Raw genomic sequence first — 15252 nt, forward strand, 5'->3', positions numbered from 1 at the left:
GGGCGCTCACGCCGCCTGACGCATCCCCGGCAGGCTCAGCTCCGGCAGGGCCGCGACCATCGGCCGGGCGAACAGGTAGCCCTGGAACAGGGTGATGCCCGCCTCGCGGAGCGCCGCGAGTTCCTCCGGCGTCTCGATGCCCTCGGCGATCACCGCGACGCCGAGCGCCCGGGCGATGCCGATCACCCCGGAGACGATCGCCCGCCGGGCCGGCGAGTCGGCGATGCCGCGGATCAGCTCCATGTCGAGCTTGATCAGGTCGGGCTGGAACCGGGCCAGAAGGCCGAGGCCGGCATAGCCGGCGCCGAAATCGTCCAGCGCCGTGAGGAAGCCGCGCTGGCGGTAATCGGTGATGATGCGCTGGACATGGACCACGTCGGTCATGCGCTCGTTCTCGGTGAACTCGAACATGATCCGCCGGTGGGCGAATCCGATCCGGCGCGCCGCCTCCAGGGTCGCCCGGATGCAGGCCGCCGGCTCGTAGACCGCGTTCGGCAGGAAGTTGATCGACAGCCGCACGTCGCCGGCCGGAAACAGCCCGCCGGCCAGCTCGATCGCCTTGGTGCGGCAGGCCTGGTCGAAGCGGTAGCGGTTGTCGTCGTCGACCTGGCCGAGGATGTAGCCGGCGCCCTGCCCCTCGGTGCCGCGCACCAGGGCCTCGTAGCCCCAGACGCCGCCCCCCTCGAGATCCACGATCGGGTGGAATGCCATCGTGAAGGTGAAGGGCAGCGGCTCACCGCTCCTGCACTGCCCACACCCGTTGCCCTTCGTCATGATACCGTTCCGGCTCCGTCGATGGATACCCTCCCACCGTTATCTTGACGCAAGATGAAACCGGCACGGCAGAGGCGTGAATAGGTTTGTTGTCCTATCATGCCATCGGCCCAAGATGCGGACGCATCGGGCCGATAACCCGCCTCGAATTTCCGCTATCAAATCAAAGATTTGGCGAAAATTCGAGAACGGCACCGAAGGTCGTTGTCAACGACCGTTGGTTATCACGGACTCAGGTCCGCGGCACGGCATTGACCCACAGGACCACGGCGGTCCGGTCGGGGGACGGGTTGCGGTAGCGGTGCGGGCGCCGGCTGGCGAAGCGGAAGCTGTCGCCGGGCCCGAGTTCCGCCGTCGTGCCCTCGACTGTCAGGACGAGGGCCCCCTCCATCACCAGCCCGGCCTCCTCGCCGTCATGGACCAGGGGCTCGTCGCCGGTCCCGGCCTCCGGCGCGAGCTGCATCAGGAACAGGCTCAACGACCCGTCGCCCTGCGTCAGCAATTGCTTGGTGATGCCGGCGCGCCAGAGGGTGAGCGCCGCCCGCTCGCCGGCGCGGGTGACGATCCCGTCGGCGGACGCATGTTCCGGCGCGCCGAACAGGGCGCCGAGGCCGACCCCGAACAAGTCCGCGACCTGGGTCAGCACTCTCAAGGACGGCGAGGACAGGCCGCGCTCGACCTGGCTGAGATAGCCGATCGACAAACCTGTCAGCGCCGCCACCGCCTTCAGCGACAGCCCCCGCTCCTGCCGCAACCCGCGCAGGCGCTGGCCGACCGCGAGATCGGCCGCCATCGGCGCGATCCCCGGCGTGTCACCTTGCCCGTTTCGTCGTCGCCCTGCCGCCTGTTTCATGTGCATGAAATTCGATTGCATGACCCAGCGAATTATGGCCTGATGTTCATGTCAATGAAATTTATGCGGTGAGGCGGCGAGCCGCGCACAACCGCCAGGGAGCAGAGGATGACGAGGCGTCTGATTCGGGCCGCGGGCGCGGCCCTGGTACTGCTCGTCGGGAGCGCGCTCGCCCGCCCCGTCCTGGCGCAGGAGACGATCCGGGTCGGCTCGACGCCGACGGGCGTCCCCTTCACCTTCCTGGACACCAAGACCAACACCATCCAGGGCGTGATGGTGGACGTGATCACGGCCATCGGCAAGCAGGCCGGCTTCTCGGTGCAGATCGAGCCGTTCCAGTTCTCGACGCTGATCGCCGCGCTCACCGCCAAGAAGATCGACGTGATCTCCGCGGCAATGTTCATCACGGCGCCGCGCAAGGAGGTGATCGCGTTCTCCGAGCCGGTCTACGCCTATGGCGAGGGCATGGTGGTGCCGAAGGCCGACACCAAGGCCTACACCGCCTTCGCCGACCTGAAGGGCGAGACCGTGGGCGCCCAGGTCGGCACCGCCTTCGTCGACGCGCTCAAGAAATCGGGCGAGTTCGCCGAGGTGAAAGCCTACGACACGTTCCCGGACATGCTGCGGGACGTCAATGCCGGCCGGGTCAAGGCGGTCTTCGCCGATGCGCCGATCATCGCCTACAACCTCAAGAGCGGCAACTTCCCCAACGCCCATCTCGTCGCCTCGTACAAGCCGGTGGTCGTCGGCTCGGTCGGCATCGGCGTGCGCAAGGACGACACCGCGCTCCTCGCGAAGATCAATGCGGGGCTTTCCAAGATCAAGGAGAGCGGCGAGCTCGCCAAGATCCTGGAGAAGTGGGGCTTGCAACCGTCGGTGAACCCGTCCTGACCGGGTGACGCCGTCCCATGGACAGCTTCCTGTCGGACGCCCGTGAGTTCCTGCCGATCCTGCTTCAGGGCGTGTGGCTGACGATCCTGATCACGGCGGGCTCGCTCGTGGTCTCGACGGTCCTCGGCCTGGTCTGGGCGATGATGCGGGTCTCAGGGATACCCGCCCTGTCGTTCTTCGCCGCGACCTTCATCAACGTGATCCGGGGCATCCCGATCATCGTGCAGCTGTTCTACATCTACTTCGTGCTGCCGGATTTCGGGGTGTCGCTGACGGCGGTGCAGGCGGGCATCATCGGCCTCGGCCTGGCCTATTCGGCCTATCAGGCCGAGAATTTCCGCGCCGCCATCGAGGCGATCGACAGGGGGCAGGTCGAGGCGGCGCAGACCATCGGCATGGGCTGGGGGCTGACCATGCGGCGGGTGCTGCTGCCGCAGGCGTTCCGCGCCGCCCTGCCGCCCTTCGGCAACGTGATGATCATGATGCTGAAGGATTCGTCGCAGGCCTCCACCATCACGGTCGCGGAATTGGCGCTCCAGGGCAAGCTCATCGCCTCGGCGACCTTCAAGAACACCAGCGTGTTCACCCTCGTGGCGCTGATGTACCTCGCCCTGAGTCTGCCCCTGATCCTGATCGTGCGCCACTTCGAGAAGCAGCAGGCCGGCCGGCGATGATCGAACTCGACGACGTCCGCAAATCCTACGGGGCGCTGCCCGTCCTCAAGGGCATCACCGCGCGGGTCTCGAAGGGCGAGGTGGTCTGCGTGATCGGGCCGTCTGGCTCGGGCAAGTCGACCGTGCTCCGCTGCATCAACGGACTCGAATCCTACGAATCCGGCACGATCACGGTGAATGGCCGCAAGGTCGATCGGTCCGACCGCTCGATCCGGGCCGTGCGGGTCCAGGTCTCGATGGTCTTCCAGCGCTTCAACCTGTTTCCGCACCGCACGGCGCTCCAGAACGTCATCGAGGGGCCGATCTACGTAAAGGGCGAGGACCGCCAGGAGGCGACCGAGCGCGGCCGGGCGCTGCTCGCCCGGGTCGGGCTCGCCGGCAAGGAGGAGGCGCATCCGCCGCAACTGTCCGGCGGGCAGCAGCAGCGGGTCGCCATCGCCCGGGCGCTCGCCATGCGGCCCGACGCGATCCTGTTCGACGAGCCGACCTCGGCGCTCGACCCGGAGCTGGTCGGCGAAGTCCTGGGCACGATGCGCGGACTCGCCGAGGAGGGGATGACCATGATGGTCGTGACCCACGAGATGAGCTTCGCCCGCGAGGTCGCCGACCGGGTGCTGTTCCTCGACGGCGGCGTGATCGTCGAGGAGGGCCCGGCCCGCGAGGTGCTGGGCCGCCCGCAGCAGCCCCGCACCCAGGACTTCCTGAGACGGGTGCTGAATCCCCTGTGACGAGTGTCTTGGACGGGTGTCTTGGACGGGTGTCTTGGGCGAGTGTCTTGCGATGACCGAACCGTTCCCCCTGGGGCCGGCCCTCTGGGCCACCACCGCGCCGCCGGCTCCCGCCACCCAGCCCCTCGCGGAATCCGGCCGCGCCGACGTGGTGGTGATCGGCGGCGGCTTTTGCGGCCTGTCGACGGCGCTCCACCTCGCCGAGGCGGGCCTCAAGCCCGTGGTGCTGGAGGCGCGCGAGATCGGCTTCGGCGGCTCGGGCCGCAATGGCGGCCAGGTGATCCCGGGCCTCAAGCACGATCCCGACGAGCTGGTGGCCATGTTCGGGCCCGAGCGCGGCGAGCGCCTCGCGGCCTTCGGGGCCGGCACCGCCGACGCGGTGTTCGACCTCATCGCGAAGCACCGCATGGACGTGCCCCGGATCCGCACCGGCTGGATCCAGGGCGCCCATACCGACGAGGGGCTGGCCCTGGCGGAAAGCCGGGCGGCGCAATGGTCCCGCCGCGGCGCCCCCGTGCGCCTGCTCGACAAGGCCGAGACCGACCGGCTCCTCGGCACCGAGCGCTACCGCGGCGGCTGGCTCGACCGGCGGGCCGGCGCGGTCCAGCCGCTGGCCTATGCCCGCGGCCTCGCGACGGCGGCGCTGGCGGCCGGGGCCCGCATCCACACCGACACTCCCGTCACCAGCCTGTCTCGCCAGGGCGACATCTGGACGGTGCGGACGGCGGCCGGCCCGAGCCTGACCACCGAGCGGGTGGTGCTGTGCACCAACGGCTATTCGGGCGACCTGTGGCCGCACTTGCGCCAGACGATCATCGCGGCGAACTCGTTCCAGGTCGCCACGACGCCGCTCTCCGACAACCTGCGCCGCACGGTGCTGCCCGAGGGCCAGGTCTGCTCCGACACCCGCAAGCTGCTGCTCTATTTCCGTCTCGACCATACCGGACGGCTGCTGCTCGGCGGTCGCGGGCCGTTCCGGGAGCCGAAGGGGCAGAGCGACTGGTCGCATCTGGAGCGGATCGTCCCGAAGCTGTTTCCGCAGCTCGCCGGCATCGGCTTCGATCATCGCTGGTGCGGCCGGGTCGCGGTCACCCGGGACTACCTGCCCCACCTGCACGCGCCCGAACCCGGCCTCCTCATCGATATCGGCTGTCAGGGCCGCGGCGTCGGCCTCCAGACCCGCATGGGCCAGGCGATCGCCGCCTTCCTCGCCCGGGGCGACGCCGACGCGCTGCCCCTCGCCCCGACCCCGATCACGCCGCTGCCGCTGCACGGGCTCCACCGGCTCTACGCCTCGGCGGTGGTGGCCTGGTACCGGCTGCAAGACGGGGGGCTGTGACGGACGCGCCCACGAGGCGCCGCGGGCGTCCGGCACCGCCGTTTCCGCATCGCCTTCGGGACGTCGACCCCGTCCGGCATCGCTCGTGCAAAGCCACGCCTCCGTCACGCTCGATTATCGTGACGCCTTGGTCTACACAAGTCGCCAACATCGTCACTGCGGGCGGCATTTTTCGTAGTCAATCTTAACCCCGGCGTCATCTCTGGCTCGACGTCAGATCTTACGCCAAAGAATATCATCGCGACCCGCGGAGTCCGCCGCACCATTTTCATCGCTTCTTAAAGGCCGCGGGGGCACGGTGGACTCGTCCTCCGCATCGATCAGACCAGAGCTGTGCGCCCTTCGATCGACACTCCGCCGGCCGATGACTCCCGCGGCCGCTCCTTCCGGCTGGTGGCTCTGTCCGCCGGCGTCCTGGCGGTGCTGATCGCGGTCTCCGCCGTGCTGCTCGTGCGCAGTCTGCACACCCATGCGGTCACCGAGACCGAGCGCAGTCTCATCGGACTCTCGACCGTGCTCGCCGATCAGGCCGACCGGGCGCTGCAATCCATCGAGCTGGTCCAGGACGGCGTGATCGACGATTTTCATGCCGCCGGGATCGCCACCGAGGCGGATTACGCGGCGATGGCGGCGCGGAAGACGCTGCACGAGACGCTGAAGACGCGCCTCGCCGCCCTGCCGCAGGCGAACGCCGTCGCGATGATCGACCGGGACGGCAACCTCCTGAATTTCAGCCGCTACTGGCCGATCCCGGCGGTGAACATCGCCGACCGGGACTACTTCAAGGCGCTCGCGGCCGATCCGGCGCTCGATCGCACCATCAGCCGGCCGTTGCAGAACCGCGGCGACGGGGCCTGGACGGTCTACATCGCCCGCAAGGTCCGGGCACCGGACGGGTCGTTCCTCGGGCTGGTGCTCGGCGCCATCGAACTCGGCTATTTCGAGCGGCTCTATCGGACGATCGCTCCGACGACGGAGGACGTGATCTCGGTGTTCCGCAGCGACGGGACGCTCCTCGTGCGCCATCCCCATTACGCCGGCACCGTCGGCCGAACCTACACGGAGGTTGCGACGTCCCGCATCCCCCACAGGAACCTGTCCGGCGGCGTGATCCGCCAGGTCAGCCCGATCGACGGGCGCGACCGCATCGTCGGCACGAAGGCGCTGGCACGCTACCCGATGTTCCTGAGCGTCAGCCGCACGACGGAGGCGAGCCTCGCTACCTGGCGCCGCCAGGCCTGGGTCATCGGCACGGCCGCCCTCGTCCTCGATCTCGGCCTCCTGGGGCTGGTGCTCCTCGACCTGCGCCAGATGCGGGCACAGGCGCGGATCGCCGAGGCCGAGGCCGCCCGGTCCGCCGCCGAGACGCGGGAGCGGGGCGAGCGGGAACTCAGCGCCCAGCGGGCGAAGTTCGGCATCGCCCTCGACCACATGACGCAGGGGCTGTGCCTGTTCGACTGCGACGACCGGCTGATCGTGATGAATGCGCGCTACGCGCAGATGCACGCCGTGCCCGATGCCCTGCGCCCGCAGGGCACCCCGCTCGCCGCGCTCCTCGCCCATCTGGAGGCGGACGGGACCCGGTCTGAGCTGTTGACCGCGGGCCGGCGCTGCATCGCCGCGGGCGGCCCGGCGAGCGTCACCTGCGACCTCGCCGACGGGCGCGCCATCGCGGTGGTGCACGTGCCGATCCCGGGCGGCGGCTGGATCTGCACCCACGAGGACGTGAGCGAGCAGCGCCGCAACGAGGCGCGCATCGCCCATATGGCCCGGCACGACGCCCTGACCGGGCTGCCGAACCGGACGCAGATGCAGGACCGCCTCGACGCCGCGCTCGCGGAGCGCGGCGCCGGGGACAGGGTGAGCGTCCTCTGCCTCGATCTCGACGGGTTCAAGGAGGTCAACGACACCTACGGCCACCCGGTCGGCGACGAGCTTCTCCAGCTCGTGGCGAAGCGCTTGCAGGAGGCGGTCGGCACCACGGCTCTCGTCGGGCGTCTGGGCGGCGACGAATTCGCGGTGATCCGCTGCGCGCCCGCGCATCCGGCCGGGATCGCCGCCCTCGCCGAGCGGATCGTCCGGCTCCTGCGGGTGCCGTTCGCGGTCCAGGGCCACGAGGTCGGCATCGGAACCTCGATCGGCATCGCCACCACGGAAGCGACCGAGGTGACGACCGCCGAGCTGCAACGCCAGGCCGATGTCGCGCTCTACCAGGCCAAGGCATCCGGACGGAACGGCTGGCGCTTCTTCGACCCGGCGATGGATGCCGGCCTGCAACGCCGCCGGCAGCTCGGCGCCGACCTGCGCAGCGCCCTCGCCGAGGGACAGCTCGACGTCCATTACCAGCCGATCGTCGCCGCCGACGGGTCGGGCCTGCGCACCTGCGAGGCGCTCCTGCGCTGGCGCCACCCGCGCGAAGGCTTCGTCAGCCCGGCCGAGTTCATCCCGATCGCCGAGACGACCGGGCAGATCCGCGCCCTCGGCGCCTGGACGCTCGCCCGGGCCTGCACCGACGCCGCCGCCTGGCCCGCCGACATCAAGGTGGCGGTGAACCTCTCCCCGGCGCAGTTCGTCGGCGACGGCCTCGTCGAGGAGGTCGCGGGCGCGCTCAGGGCGAGCGGCCTGCCGCCCGAGCGGCTCGAACTCGAGATCACCGAATCGGTGCTGCTCCAGGACGACGACGCGACCCTGGCGATCTTGCACCGGCTGCGCGCCCTCGGGATCGGCACCGCGATGGACGATTTCGGCACCGGCTATTCCAGCTTGAGCTACCTGCGCCGCTTCCCCTTCGACAAGATCAAGATCGACCGCTGCTTCGTGCAGGATCTGGGGCAGGAGGACGATAGCGGCGCGATCGTCCGCGCCACGATCGGCCTCGGCAAGGCGCTCGGCATGGTCGTGCTGGCCGAGGGCGTCGAGACCGAAGCGCAGGCGGCGATCCTGCGCGGAGCGGGCTGCGACGAGTTGCAGGGCTACCTGTTCGGCAAGCCCTGCCCGGTCGCGGAGCTGCGGGGAATCGGGCGGAGGGGTGGCGTGGTCTCGGCCGCCGCCTGACCCTCCCCTATCCCCGCAGCGCGCGCTCGATCAGCCCCGCCGCGGCGAGCGCCCGCCCGTCATCGCCGAACCGGGCGATCACCTGAACCCCCACCGGCAGGCCGGCGGGCGTCCGGTCGACCGGGAGGGTGACGCACGGCACACCCATCAGGGTCCAGAGGCGGTTGAAGCGCGAATCCCCCGTGTGATCGAGGCCGGCCGGCGCCGCGCCGGGCGCCGCGTAGGTCAGGAGAACGTCGCATCCCTTCTCCGAAAAGACGTCCTTCAGGCCGCGGCGGGCGTGGTGGGCGGTGCGGCGCGCGTCGTCATAGGCCGGGGTGTCGATCCCTTGCGCCGCGTCGAGGGCGGCGCGCAGGCGCGGTGGCAGGGCGTCGCGGTGGGTCGCGTATTCCCAGGCGAGGGCCTGGCGCGCCTCGTAATCCTGGAGCGTGCCATGGGCCGCGAAAGCCTCGCCGAACGGGGCCGGCAGGGTGAGGTCGCGGAGCACCGCGCCGGCCCGCTCGGCGGCTTGCGCCGCCCGTGACAGCGCCGCCTCCGCCTCCGGCTCGGGGGCGGCGCAGAATTCCTGGCGCAGGATCCCGATCCGCGGCGCGCCGACCTCGCCGCTCCGCGCGATCGCCGGCCGGTCGGCGAGCAGCGCCAGGGCCTGGGCCGCGTCCGCAACGCCCGCGGCGAACAGGCCGAGCGTGTCGAGGGCCCAGGAGTAGCACTTCACCCCCACCGTCGGCAGCAGCCGGAACGACGGCTTGACGCCGACGACGCCGCAGAACGCCGCCGGGCGGATGATCGAGCCGCCGGTCTGGGTGCCCAGCGCCAGCGGCAGCATCCCGGCCGCCACCGCGGCGGCCGATCCCGCCGAGGAGCCGCCGGGGGTGTGCCCGGGGTGATGCGGGTTGCGGGTCGCCGTGGGGTCGAGGAAGGCGAAGGGCGTGGTGGTCGTCTTGGCGAGCGGCACCGCGCCGAGCTGCTTCAGCCGCGCCACCACCGGCGCGTCGGCCCGCGGGCGCCAGCCATCGTAGATCGGCGAGCCCATCCGGGTCGGCAGGTCGGCGGTGTCGATGATGTCCTTGATCCCGACGGCGAGTCCGGCGAGCGGGCCGCTGTTCGGGATCGCCGGCGCCGGATCGACGCAGACCAGGGCGCCGACCTCCGGCTCGCGGGCCGCGATCGCTTCGCGCACGAGGCCGACCGCCCCCTCGGGCGTCAGCCGGCCGGAATCGCGTCGGGCGCAGAGATCGAGGAGCGAGAGCATCGGGCCATCCGGGTGGGAGGAGTCGGATCAACGACTTTGTAAGCCCATTGTGGCGGTGTGTCCCAGAACACGAAGCGAGTCCTGGCGGGACCTGCCCGCGTTGCGGGCGGGGCCCGGCTTCGGCTAAACCGGCGCCGTTCATCCGCCGCACGGCCGCCTGGGGCGGATCAGGCCGGCGCGGCGGGGCGCCGAACAGCCGGCCTCCTTCACCGGCATCCTTCGCGAGTGAGCCCGTGACTCTTCCCTCCGCCCTGTCCCTGCGAGCCCAGTCCGTGCCCGCCCCCCGGGCCGTCTCGCGCCTCGGGCGCCTGTTCGGCCGCGGGCGCGGGGCCGAGACCCTGGCGACGGCGCAGGGCGGCGCCGCCGACGGTTTCGGCGGGCCCGGCATCCTGGCGGTGGCCGGCCTCAAGAAGAGCTACGGCGCCCGCACGGTGGTGCATGATGCCGGCCTGACCGTGCGCAACGGCGAGGCGGTGGGCCTGCTCGGCCCCAACGGTGCGGGCAAGACCACGATCTTCTACATGATCACCGGCCTCGTCTCGGCCGATCGCGGCACGATCAGCCTCGACGGGTACGAGATCACCCGGCTGCCGATGTACCAGCGCGCCCGGCTCGGCATCGGCTACCTGCCGCAGGAGGCGTCGATCTTCCGCGGCCTCAACGTCGAGGACAACATCCGGGCCGTGCTCGAGGTGGTGGAGCCCGACCGCAAGGCGCGCGAGCGCAAGCTCGATTCGCTCCTCGACGAATTCAACATCACCCGCCTGCGCAAGTCGCCCTCGATCGCCCTGTCGGGCGGCGAGCGGCGGCGCTGCGAGATCGCCCGGGCGCTCGCCTCCTCGCCCTCCTTCATGCTGCTCGACGAGCCCTTCGCGGGCATCGACCCGATCGCCGTCGGCGACATCCAGGAACTGGTGATGCACCTCAAGGGCCGCGGCATCGGCGTGCTCATCACCGATCACAACGTGCGCGAGACGCTCGGCCTGATCGACCGGGCCTATATCGTGCATTCGGGCCGCATCCTGACCGAGGGCACCCCCGACGAGATCGTGGCGAACGAGGACGTGCGGCGGCTGTATCTGGGCGAGGATTTCAGGCTGTAACGGCGCCCCCGGGATCCGGGCGCCGCCGTGCAACCCCGCCGACGACCGGGAGCCGCGGCACCATCACGGCCCGCTCGGCGGCCCCCTACGTCATTGGCCCCTTACGTCATCGGCCCCCGCGTCGCGACCAACCCCCTGATCTCGCTCCGGCCCTTTTTCCACTGGTGTCCCGCACGGCCCTGCGTCACCCTCGGGTCCGACCACGCAGGCCCGCACGATCGCTTTGACGCGTGCCACGCTTCGGTTTAAAGCTGCTGTCCGATGTCTGAAGCAAGACTTGTGCCGACCCCGGCCGAAACCGGGGCGTCGCATGGCGGGGCTGGCTGATGGGTTTGCTGCAACGGCTCGAGATGCGCCAGGGTCAGGCCCTGGTGATGACGCCGCAACTCTTGCAGGCGATCAAGCTCTTGCAGCTCTCCCATCTCGACCTCGCGGCCTATGTCGATGCCGAGCTGGAGCGCAATCCGCTCCTGGAGCGGGCCGAGGTGGAGGCGCCGGAACCGGCCGAGTCCCGCGGCGAGGCGCCCGACCCAGGCGGGGGCGAGAGCGACGGGTTCGACGGCGACGGTCCGGCCGAGCCCTGGCTCTCCCACGATCTCAACCCCAGCCGCAGCGAGATCGAGGGCGATCTCGGCACCCGCCTCGACAACGTGTTCCCGGATGACGGCCCGGTGGGCCGCGAGGCCCCGGCGGGGGACGGTGAGGGGCTGTCGCTCACCCCGGCACCGTGGAGCGGCACCGGCGGCAGCTTCGACGGCGAGGCCCCGGATTTCGAGGCGACGCTGACCAGCGAATCCTCGCTGCACGAGCATCTGCGGGCCCAGCTCGACCTCGCCACTCGCGACCCCGTCGAGCGCCTGGTCGGCGGCTTCCTGGTCGATGCGATCGACGATGCCGGCTACCTGCGCGAGGACCTCGCCGCCCTGGCCGAGCGCCTGGGCGTCGGCCGTCCGGTGGTGGAGCGGGTGCTGGGGCTCGTCCAGGGCTTCGACCCCTCGGGCGTCGGCGCCCGCGACCTCGCCGAATGCCTGGCGATCCAGCTCCGCGAGCAGGACCGCTTCGACCCGGCGATGCAGGCGCTGGTCTCGCGCCTCGACCTCGTCGCCAAGCGCGATTTCACGGCCTTGCGCCGCCTGTGCGGGGTCGACGATGAGGATCTGGCGGACATGCTGTCCGAGCTGCGCCGCCTCGATCCCAAGCCCGGCCGCGCCTTCGGGGCCGGCCCGGTCGAGGTGCTGGTGCCGGATGTGTTCGTGCGCCCGGCCCCGGACGGTTCCTGGCTCGTCGAGCTGAACAGCGAGGCCCTGCCCCGGGTGCTGGTCAACCAGAGCTACTACGCCACCGTCTCGCGCGGGGCGACGACCGACACCGACAAAGCGTTCCTGTCGGAATGCCTGCAAACCGCCAACTGGCTCACCCGCAGCCTGGAGCAGCGCGCCCGCACCATCCTGAAGGTGGCGAGCGAGATCGTGCGCCAGCAGGACGGGTTCTTCGTCAACGGCGTCGCCCACTTGCGGCCGCTCAACCTGAAGACCGTCGCCGACGCGATCGGCATGCACGAATCCACCGTCTCGCGGGTGACCTCGAACAAGTCGATCGGCACCAGCCGCGGCACCTTCGAGATGAAGTATTTCTTCACCGCGGCGATCCCCGGGGCGGCCGGGGCGGCGGCGCATTCCTCGGAAGCCGTGCGCCACCGCATCAAGCAGCTGATCGACGGCGAGGCCGACGACGTCCTGTCGGACGATGCCCTGGTGCAGCGCCTGCGCGGCGAGGGCGTCGACATCGCCCGCCGCACCGTGGCGAAATACCGGGAATCGCTCCGCATCCCCTCCTCGATCGAGCGCCGGCGCGAGCGTGCCGCAATGCCGGCGCGGTGACCGCCGGCCCGCCCGCGGCTCCCCCGAAAGGTTCCTGCCGTCACTGAGCCGGCTTCGTTGACTTCGCGTCCGGACGTTCCTAGCTCTTGAAGGCAGGCCCTTGGCGCCGGAGACGTCCCCGGGCTGCGGGCCGACGAACGACGAGACCGGAGGGAGCTGATGGCAGCGTTGCGCGTGTCGGGTCGTGGCGTGGATCTCGGGGAAGCCCTGAGGACGCGGGCGGAGGAGCGGATCTCCGCGGCCCTCGCCAAGTACTTCGACGGTGCCTACCACGGCCACGTGACGGTCGGTCGGGATGGCGGCGCCTATCGCACCGACTGCGTGCTGCACCTACCCTCGGGCATCACCCTGGAGGCGTCGGGCACCGCCCACGACGCGCATGCGAGCTTCGACCAGACCGCGGAGCGGATCGAGAAGCGCCTGCGCCGCTACAAGCACCGGCTGAAGGCCCATCCGAACGGCCACGCCAAGGACCGGGCGCTCGATGGCGGCCTGCCGGACACCGCCGTGATGGAAGCGGCCTATTCGGTGATGGAAGCGCCCGAGGAGGATACCGGCGAGCACCCGCCGATCATCGCCGAGAGTACCCGCACCCTGCACCGGCGCACGGTGAGCGAGGCGGTGGTGGAACTCGATCTCACCGGTGTCCCCGTTCTCGTCTTCGTTCATGCTGGAACCGAACGGGTCAACGTCGTATATCGTCGAGGCGACGGCGCGATCGGCTGGATCGATCCGCCGGAACGCGGCACTCCGTGAGCGGGCCCAAGCTCGGTCTCGCGGAGGGCCTCCGGTCCTGGAACAAGTGCGGGGCGCCGTGGCGCTCCCCGCCGATGAGGCAGCGGTCTCGATGCCATTGCTGGAATTCCTGAAGCCGGAGGCGGTCCTCCCGGCGCTGCGGGCGCAGGGGAAGAAGCAGGTTTTGCAGGAGCTGGCCGCCCATGCGGCCCGCCACCTGCCGAGCCTGGACGAGCGCGAGATCTTCGAGACGCTGCTCCAGCGTGAACGCCTCGGCTCGACCGGCATCGGCGAGGGCGTGGCGATCCCGCACGGCAAGTTGCCGGGGCTCGGCACGCTGTTCGGCCTGATGGCCCGCCTGGAGCGCCCGGTCGATTTCGAGGCCCTGGACGGTCAGCCGGTCGACATCGCCTTCCTGCTGCTAGCCCCCGAGGGCGCCGGCGCCGACCACCTGAAGGCTCTCGCCCGGGTCGCCCGGGTGCTGCGCGAGCCCGGCATCATCGATCGCATCCGCGCCGCCCGCGACGCCGACGCGCTCTACGCCCTCCTGACCCAATCCCCCGCCCAAGCAGCGTGACGGAAGCCGGCGTGACCATGCGGACCTCCCTCTGCGCGGTGGCGTTCCTGCTCGCCGCGCCCCTCGCCGCGCGCGCCGACGGCACCTGCGCCCGCGACCTCCTGGTGGCGCAGTCCTCGCAGAGGACGGCGATCGAGCGCCTGGAGACCCTTGGTGACAGCGACGCCGACCGCTGCCGCGGCTGGCGCCAGCATGTCGACACGATGCGCCGCGCCGCCACGGTCTATGGCCGCTGCCTCTCGGGTTCGGAGCGCAGCGAGCGCCTGGCCCAGGTCCAGGGCTCGGAAAAGGAATTTTCGGAGCTGCTGCGGACCCGCTGCAAGGCGCGGTGAGCACAAGAAGCGGGCGCGCAAGCCGCAGGTGCAAAGGCGCAGGGGTGAGGCAGAGACGGCCGCGCGGCGCCCCCGTCACCGCACCAGCGGCTCGGCCACCACCTTCACCGGATGGCCGCGGCTGACCAGCACCGCCGCGCTCGAATGCTCGGGATCGGTCTCGAACCGGGTGCGGATCCAGGCGACCAGAAACTTGGCGTATTCCGAGGCCAGCAGCCGCGCGGAGGCCGGATGGCGCCACCACTGGTCGGGATCGATCCCCCCCGGCACGACCGGGTGCGGCACCACCCGGTTGCCCTCCCCCAGGGCATGGTCGAGTTCCACCAAAGTGCGGGGCATGTGGTAATTCGAGGTGACCACCGCGACGCTCCGGAACCCGTTCTCGCGCATCCAGCGCCGGATCTCGATGGCGTTGCCGATGGTGTTGCGGGCCCGGTAGTCGAGATCGACGCAGCAGGCGATCAGGTGCTGCTGTCCCGGATTGAGCCGGGCGATCTCGTCGCGGCTGGTGCGCTCGTTGACCCCGGTGATGAGCAGGCGCCGGCCATAGCCGCCGGCGAGCAGGTCCATTGCATCCTCGATGCGCTGGGCGCCGCCGGTGAGCGCGACGATGCCGTCGGAGGGGCCGAGGGGCAGCTGCTCCGACCGGGCGAGGCCGGACACGAAGGCGAGGAAGCCGGCACCGAGAGCGATCCCAGCGGCAAGGCCGAGCCCGGCGACGCCGAGGGCCAGACGACGGCGCAGGCTCCAGGACGGGCCGGGATCCGAGGGACCGGGAGCGTGGGAAGCCGGGCGCCCGGCAGGCCCCGTCCCCTCGGGCCCGTCGCCCGACCAGGACCAGCCCACCACGTCGCCGGTTCGCATTGTCATGTCGCGCTGCATCCGCGAGGTCATCTCACCCGTGCCGAGCATAGTGCCGATTACGGCGGCCCAGAGGCAACCGCCCGAACGGGCGATTCGTTCAACTGGACCGGCCCTGTGAAGAGCGGGCAAGCAGCAACGCTACGGCCCGTGGCTGGCGCCGGGCTGGTTGATACCGGCGTCGTCGACGCCGATCCTT

Annotated in this window: 14 protein-coding genes; 10 read left to right on the forward strand and 4 right to left on the reverse strand. The window is 70.8% G+C overall.

The window, feature by feature from the left end; all coding sequences use genetic code 11:
* Positions 1–6: 6 nt before the first annotated feature.
* Entirely contained in the window at positions 7–774 is a 768-nt protein-coding gene (locus tag VP06_RS11205) for an EAL domain-containing protein (RefSeq protein WP_048463844.1), read from the reverse strand.
* Between the two features lie 232 nt (positions 775–1006).
* Positions 1007–1567: a cupin domain-containing protein gene (locus tag VP06_RS11210; protein WP_245291143.1), complete on the reverse strand. Its 561-nt coding sequence runs from the start codon at positions 1565–1567 to the stop codon at positions 1007–1009.
* A gap of 168 nt (positions 1568–1735) precedes the next feature.
* Here VP06_RS11210 and VP06_RS11215 point away from each other — a divergent pair, with 168 nt between their 5' ends.
* The 5 genes from VP06_RS11215 to VP06_RS11235 all read left to right on the forward strand — a co-directional run bounded on the left by VP06_RS11215 (position 1736) and on the right by VP06_RS11235 (position 8313).
* On the forward strand, positions 1736–2518 hold the full coding sequence (locus tag VP06_RS11215) for an ABC transporter substrate-binding protein (protein WP_048463845.1): 783 nt from the start codon (positions 1736–1738) through the stop codon (positions 2516–2518).
* 17 nt (positions 2519–2535) lie between these two features.
* Complete coding sequence (locus tag VP06_RS11220) at positions 2536–3192, forward strand: amino acid ABC transporter permease (protein WP_048463846.1); 657 nt, start codon at positions 2536–2538, stop codon at positions 3190–3192.
* Positions 3189–3920: an amino acid ABC transporter ATP-binding protein gene (locus tag VP06_RS11225; protein WP_048463847.1), complete on the forward strand. Its 732-nt coding sequence runs from the start codon at positions 3189–3191 to the stop codon at positions 3918–3920. The genes VP06_RS11220 and VP06_RS11225 overlap by 4 nt, the downstream gene beginning before the upstream one ends.
* 52 nt (positions 3921–3972) lie before the next feature.
* Entirely contained in the window at positions 3973–5259 is a 1287-nt protein-coding gene (locus tag VP06_RS11230) for an NAD(P)/FAD-dependent oxidoreductase (protein WP_048463848.1), read from the forward strand.
* 333 nt (positions 5260–5592) lie between these two features.
* Positions 5593–8313, forward strand: coding sequence for a bifunctional diguanylate cyclase/phosphodiesterase (locus VP06_RS11235; RefSeq protein ID WP_048463849.1), 2721 nt, complete (start codon positions 5593–5595; stop codon positions 8311–8313).
* 7 nt (positions 8314–8320) lie between these two features.
* On the opposite strand, the gene VP06_RS11240 is transcribed toward VP06_RS11235, so the two are convergent.
* Positions 8321–9565 carry an amidase gene (locus tag VP06_RS11240; RefSeq protein WP_048463850.1) on the reverse strand — a complete coding sequence of 415 codons (1245 nt, stop codon included), beginning with the start codon at positions 9563–9565 and terminating at the stop codon, positions 8321–8323.
* Between the two features lie 251 nt (positions 9566–9816).
* Between VP06_RS11240 and lptB the strand changes: the two genes are divergently transcribed.
* The 5 genes from lptB (at position 9817) to VP06_RS11265 (ending at position 14192) form a co-directional block, all read left to right on the forward strand.
* Positions 9817–10668 carry an LPS export ABC transporter ATP-binding protein gene (lptB, locus tag VP06_RS11245; RefSeq protein ID WP_425350904.1) on the forward strand — a complete coding sequence of 284 codons (852 nt, stop codon included), beginning with the start codon at positions 9817–9819 and terminating at the stop codon, positions 10666–10668.
* 326 nt (positions 10669–10994) lie between these two features.
* Positions 10995–12548 carry an RNA polymerase factor sigma-54 gene (rpoN, locus tag VP06_RS11250; RefSeq protein WP_048463852.1) on the forward strand — a complete coding sequence of 518 codons (1554 nt, stop codon included), beginning with the start codon at positions 10995–10997 and terminating at the stop codon, positions 12546–12548.
* A 159-nt stretch (positions 12549–12707) separates the two neighbouring features.
* On the forward strand, positions 12708–13304 hold the full coding sequence (gene hpf, locus VP06_RS11255) for a ribosome hibernation-promoting factor, HPF/YfiA family (RefSeq protein WP_048463853.1): 597 nt from the start codon (positions 12708–12710) through the stop codon (positions 13302–13304).
* Between the two features lie 91 nt (positions 13305–13395).
* Positions 13396–13860 carry a PTS IIA-like nitrogen regulatory protein PtsN gene (ptsN, locus tag VP06_RS11260; protein WP_048463905.1) on the forward strand — a complete coding sequence of 155 codons (465 nt, stop codon included), beginning with the start codon at positions 13396–13398 and terminating at the stop codon, positions 13858–13860.
* Positions 13861–13877: 17 nt separating this feature from the next.
* Positions 13878–14192, forward strand: a complete 315-nt coding sequence (locus VP06_RS11265; RefSeq protein WP_048463906.1) for a hypothetical protein — start codon at positions 13878–13880, stop codon at positions 14190–14192.
* Between the two features lie 75 nt (positions 14193–14267).
* Here VP06_RS11265 and VP06_RS11270 read toward each other — a convergent pair whose 3' ends face one another.
* On the reverse strand, positions 14268–15062 hold the full coding sequence (locus VP06_RS11270) for a YdcF family protein (protein WP_245291144.1): 795 nt from the start codon (positions 15060–15062) through the stop codon (positions 14268–14270).
* Positions 15063–15252: the final 190 nt, after the last annotated feature.

It is taken from the genome of Methylobacterium aquaticum (genome assembly GCF_001043915.1).
Classification (GTDB): Bacteria; Pseudomonadota; Alphaproteobacteria; order Rhizobiales; family Beijerinckiaceae; genus Methylobacterium; species Methylobacterium aquaticum.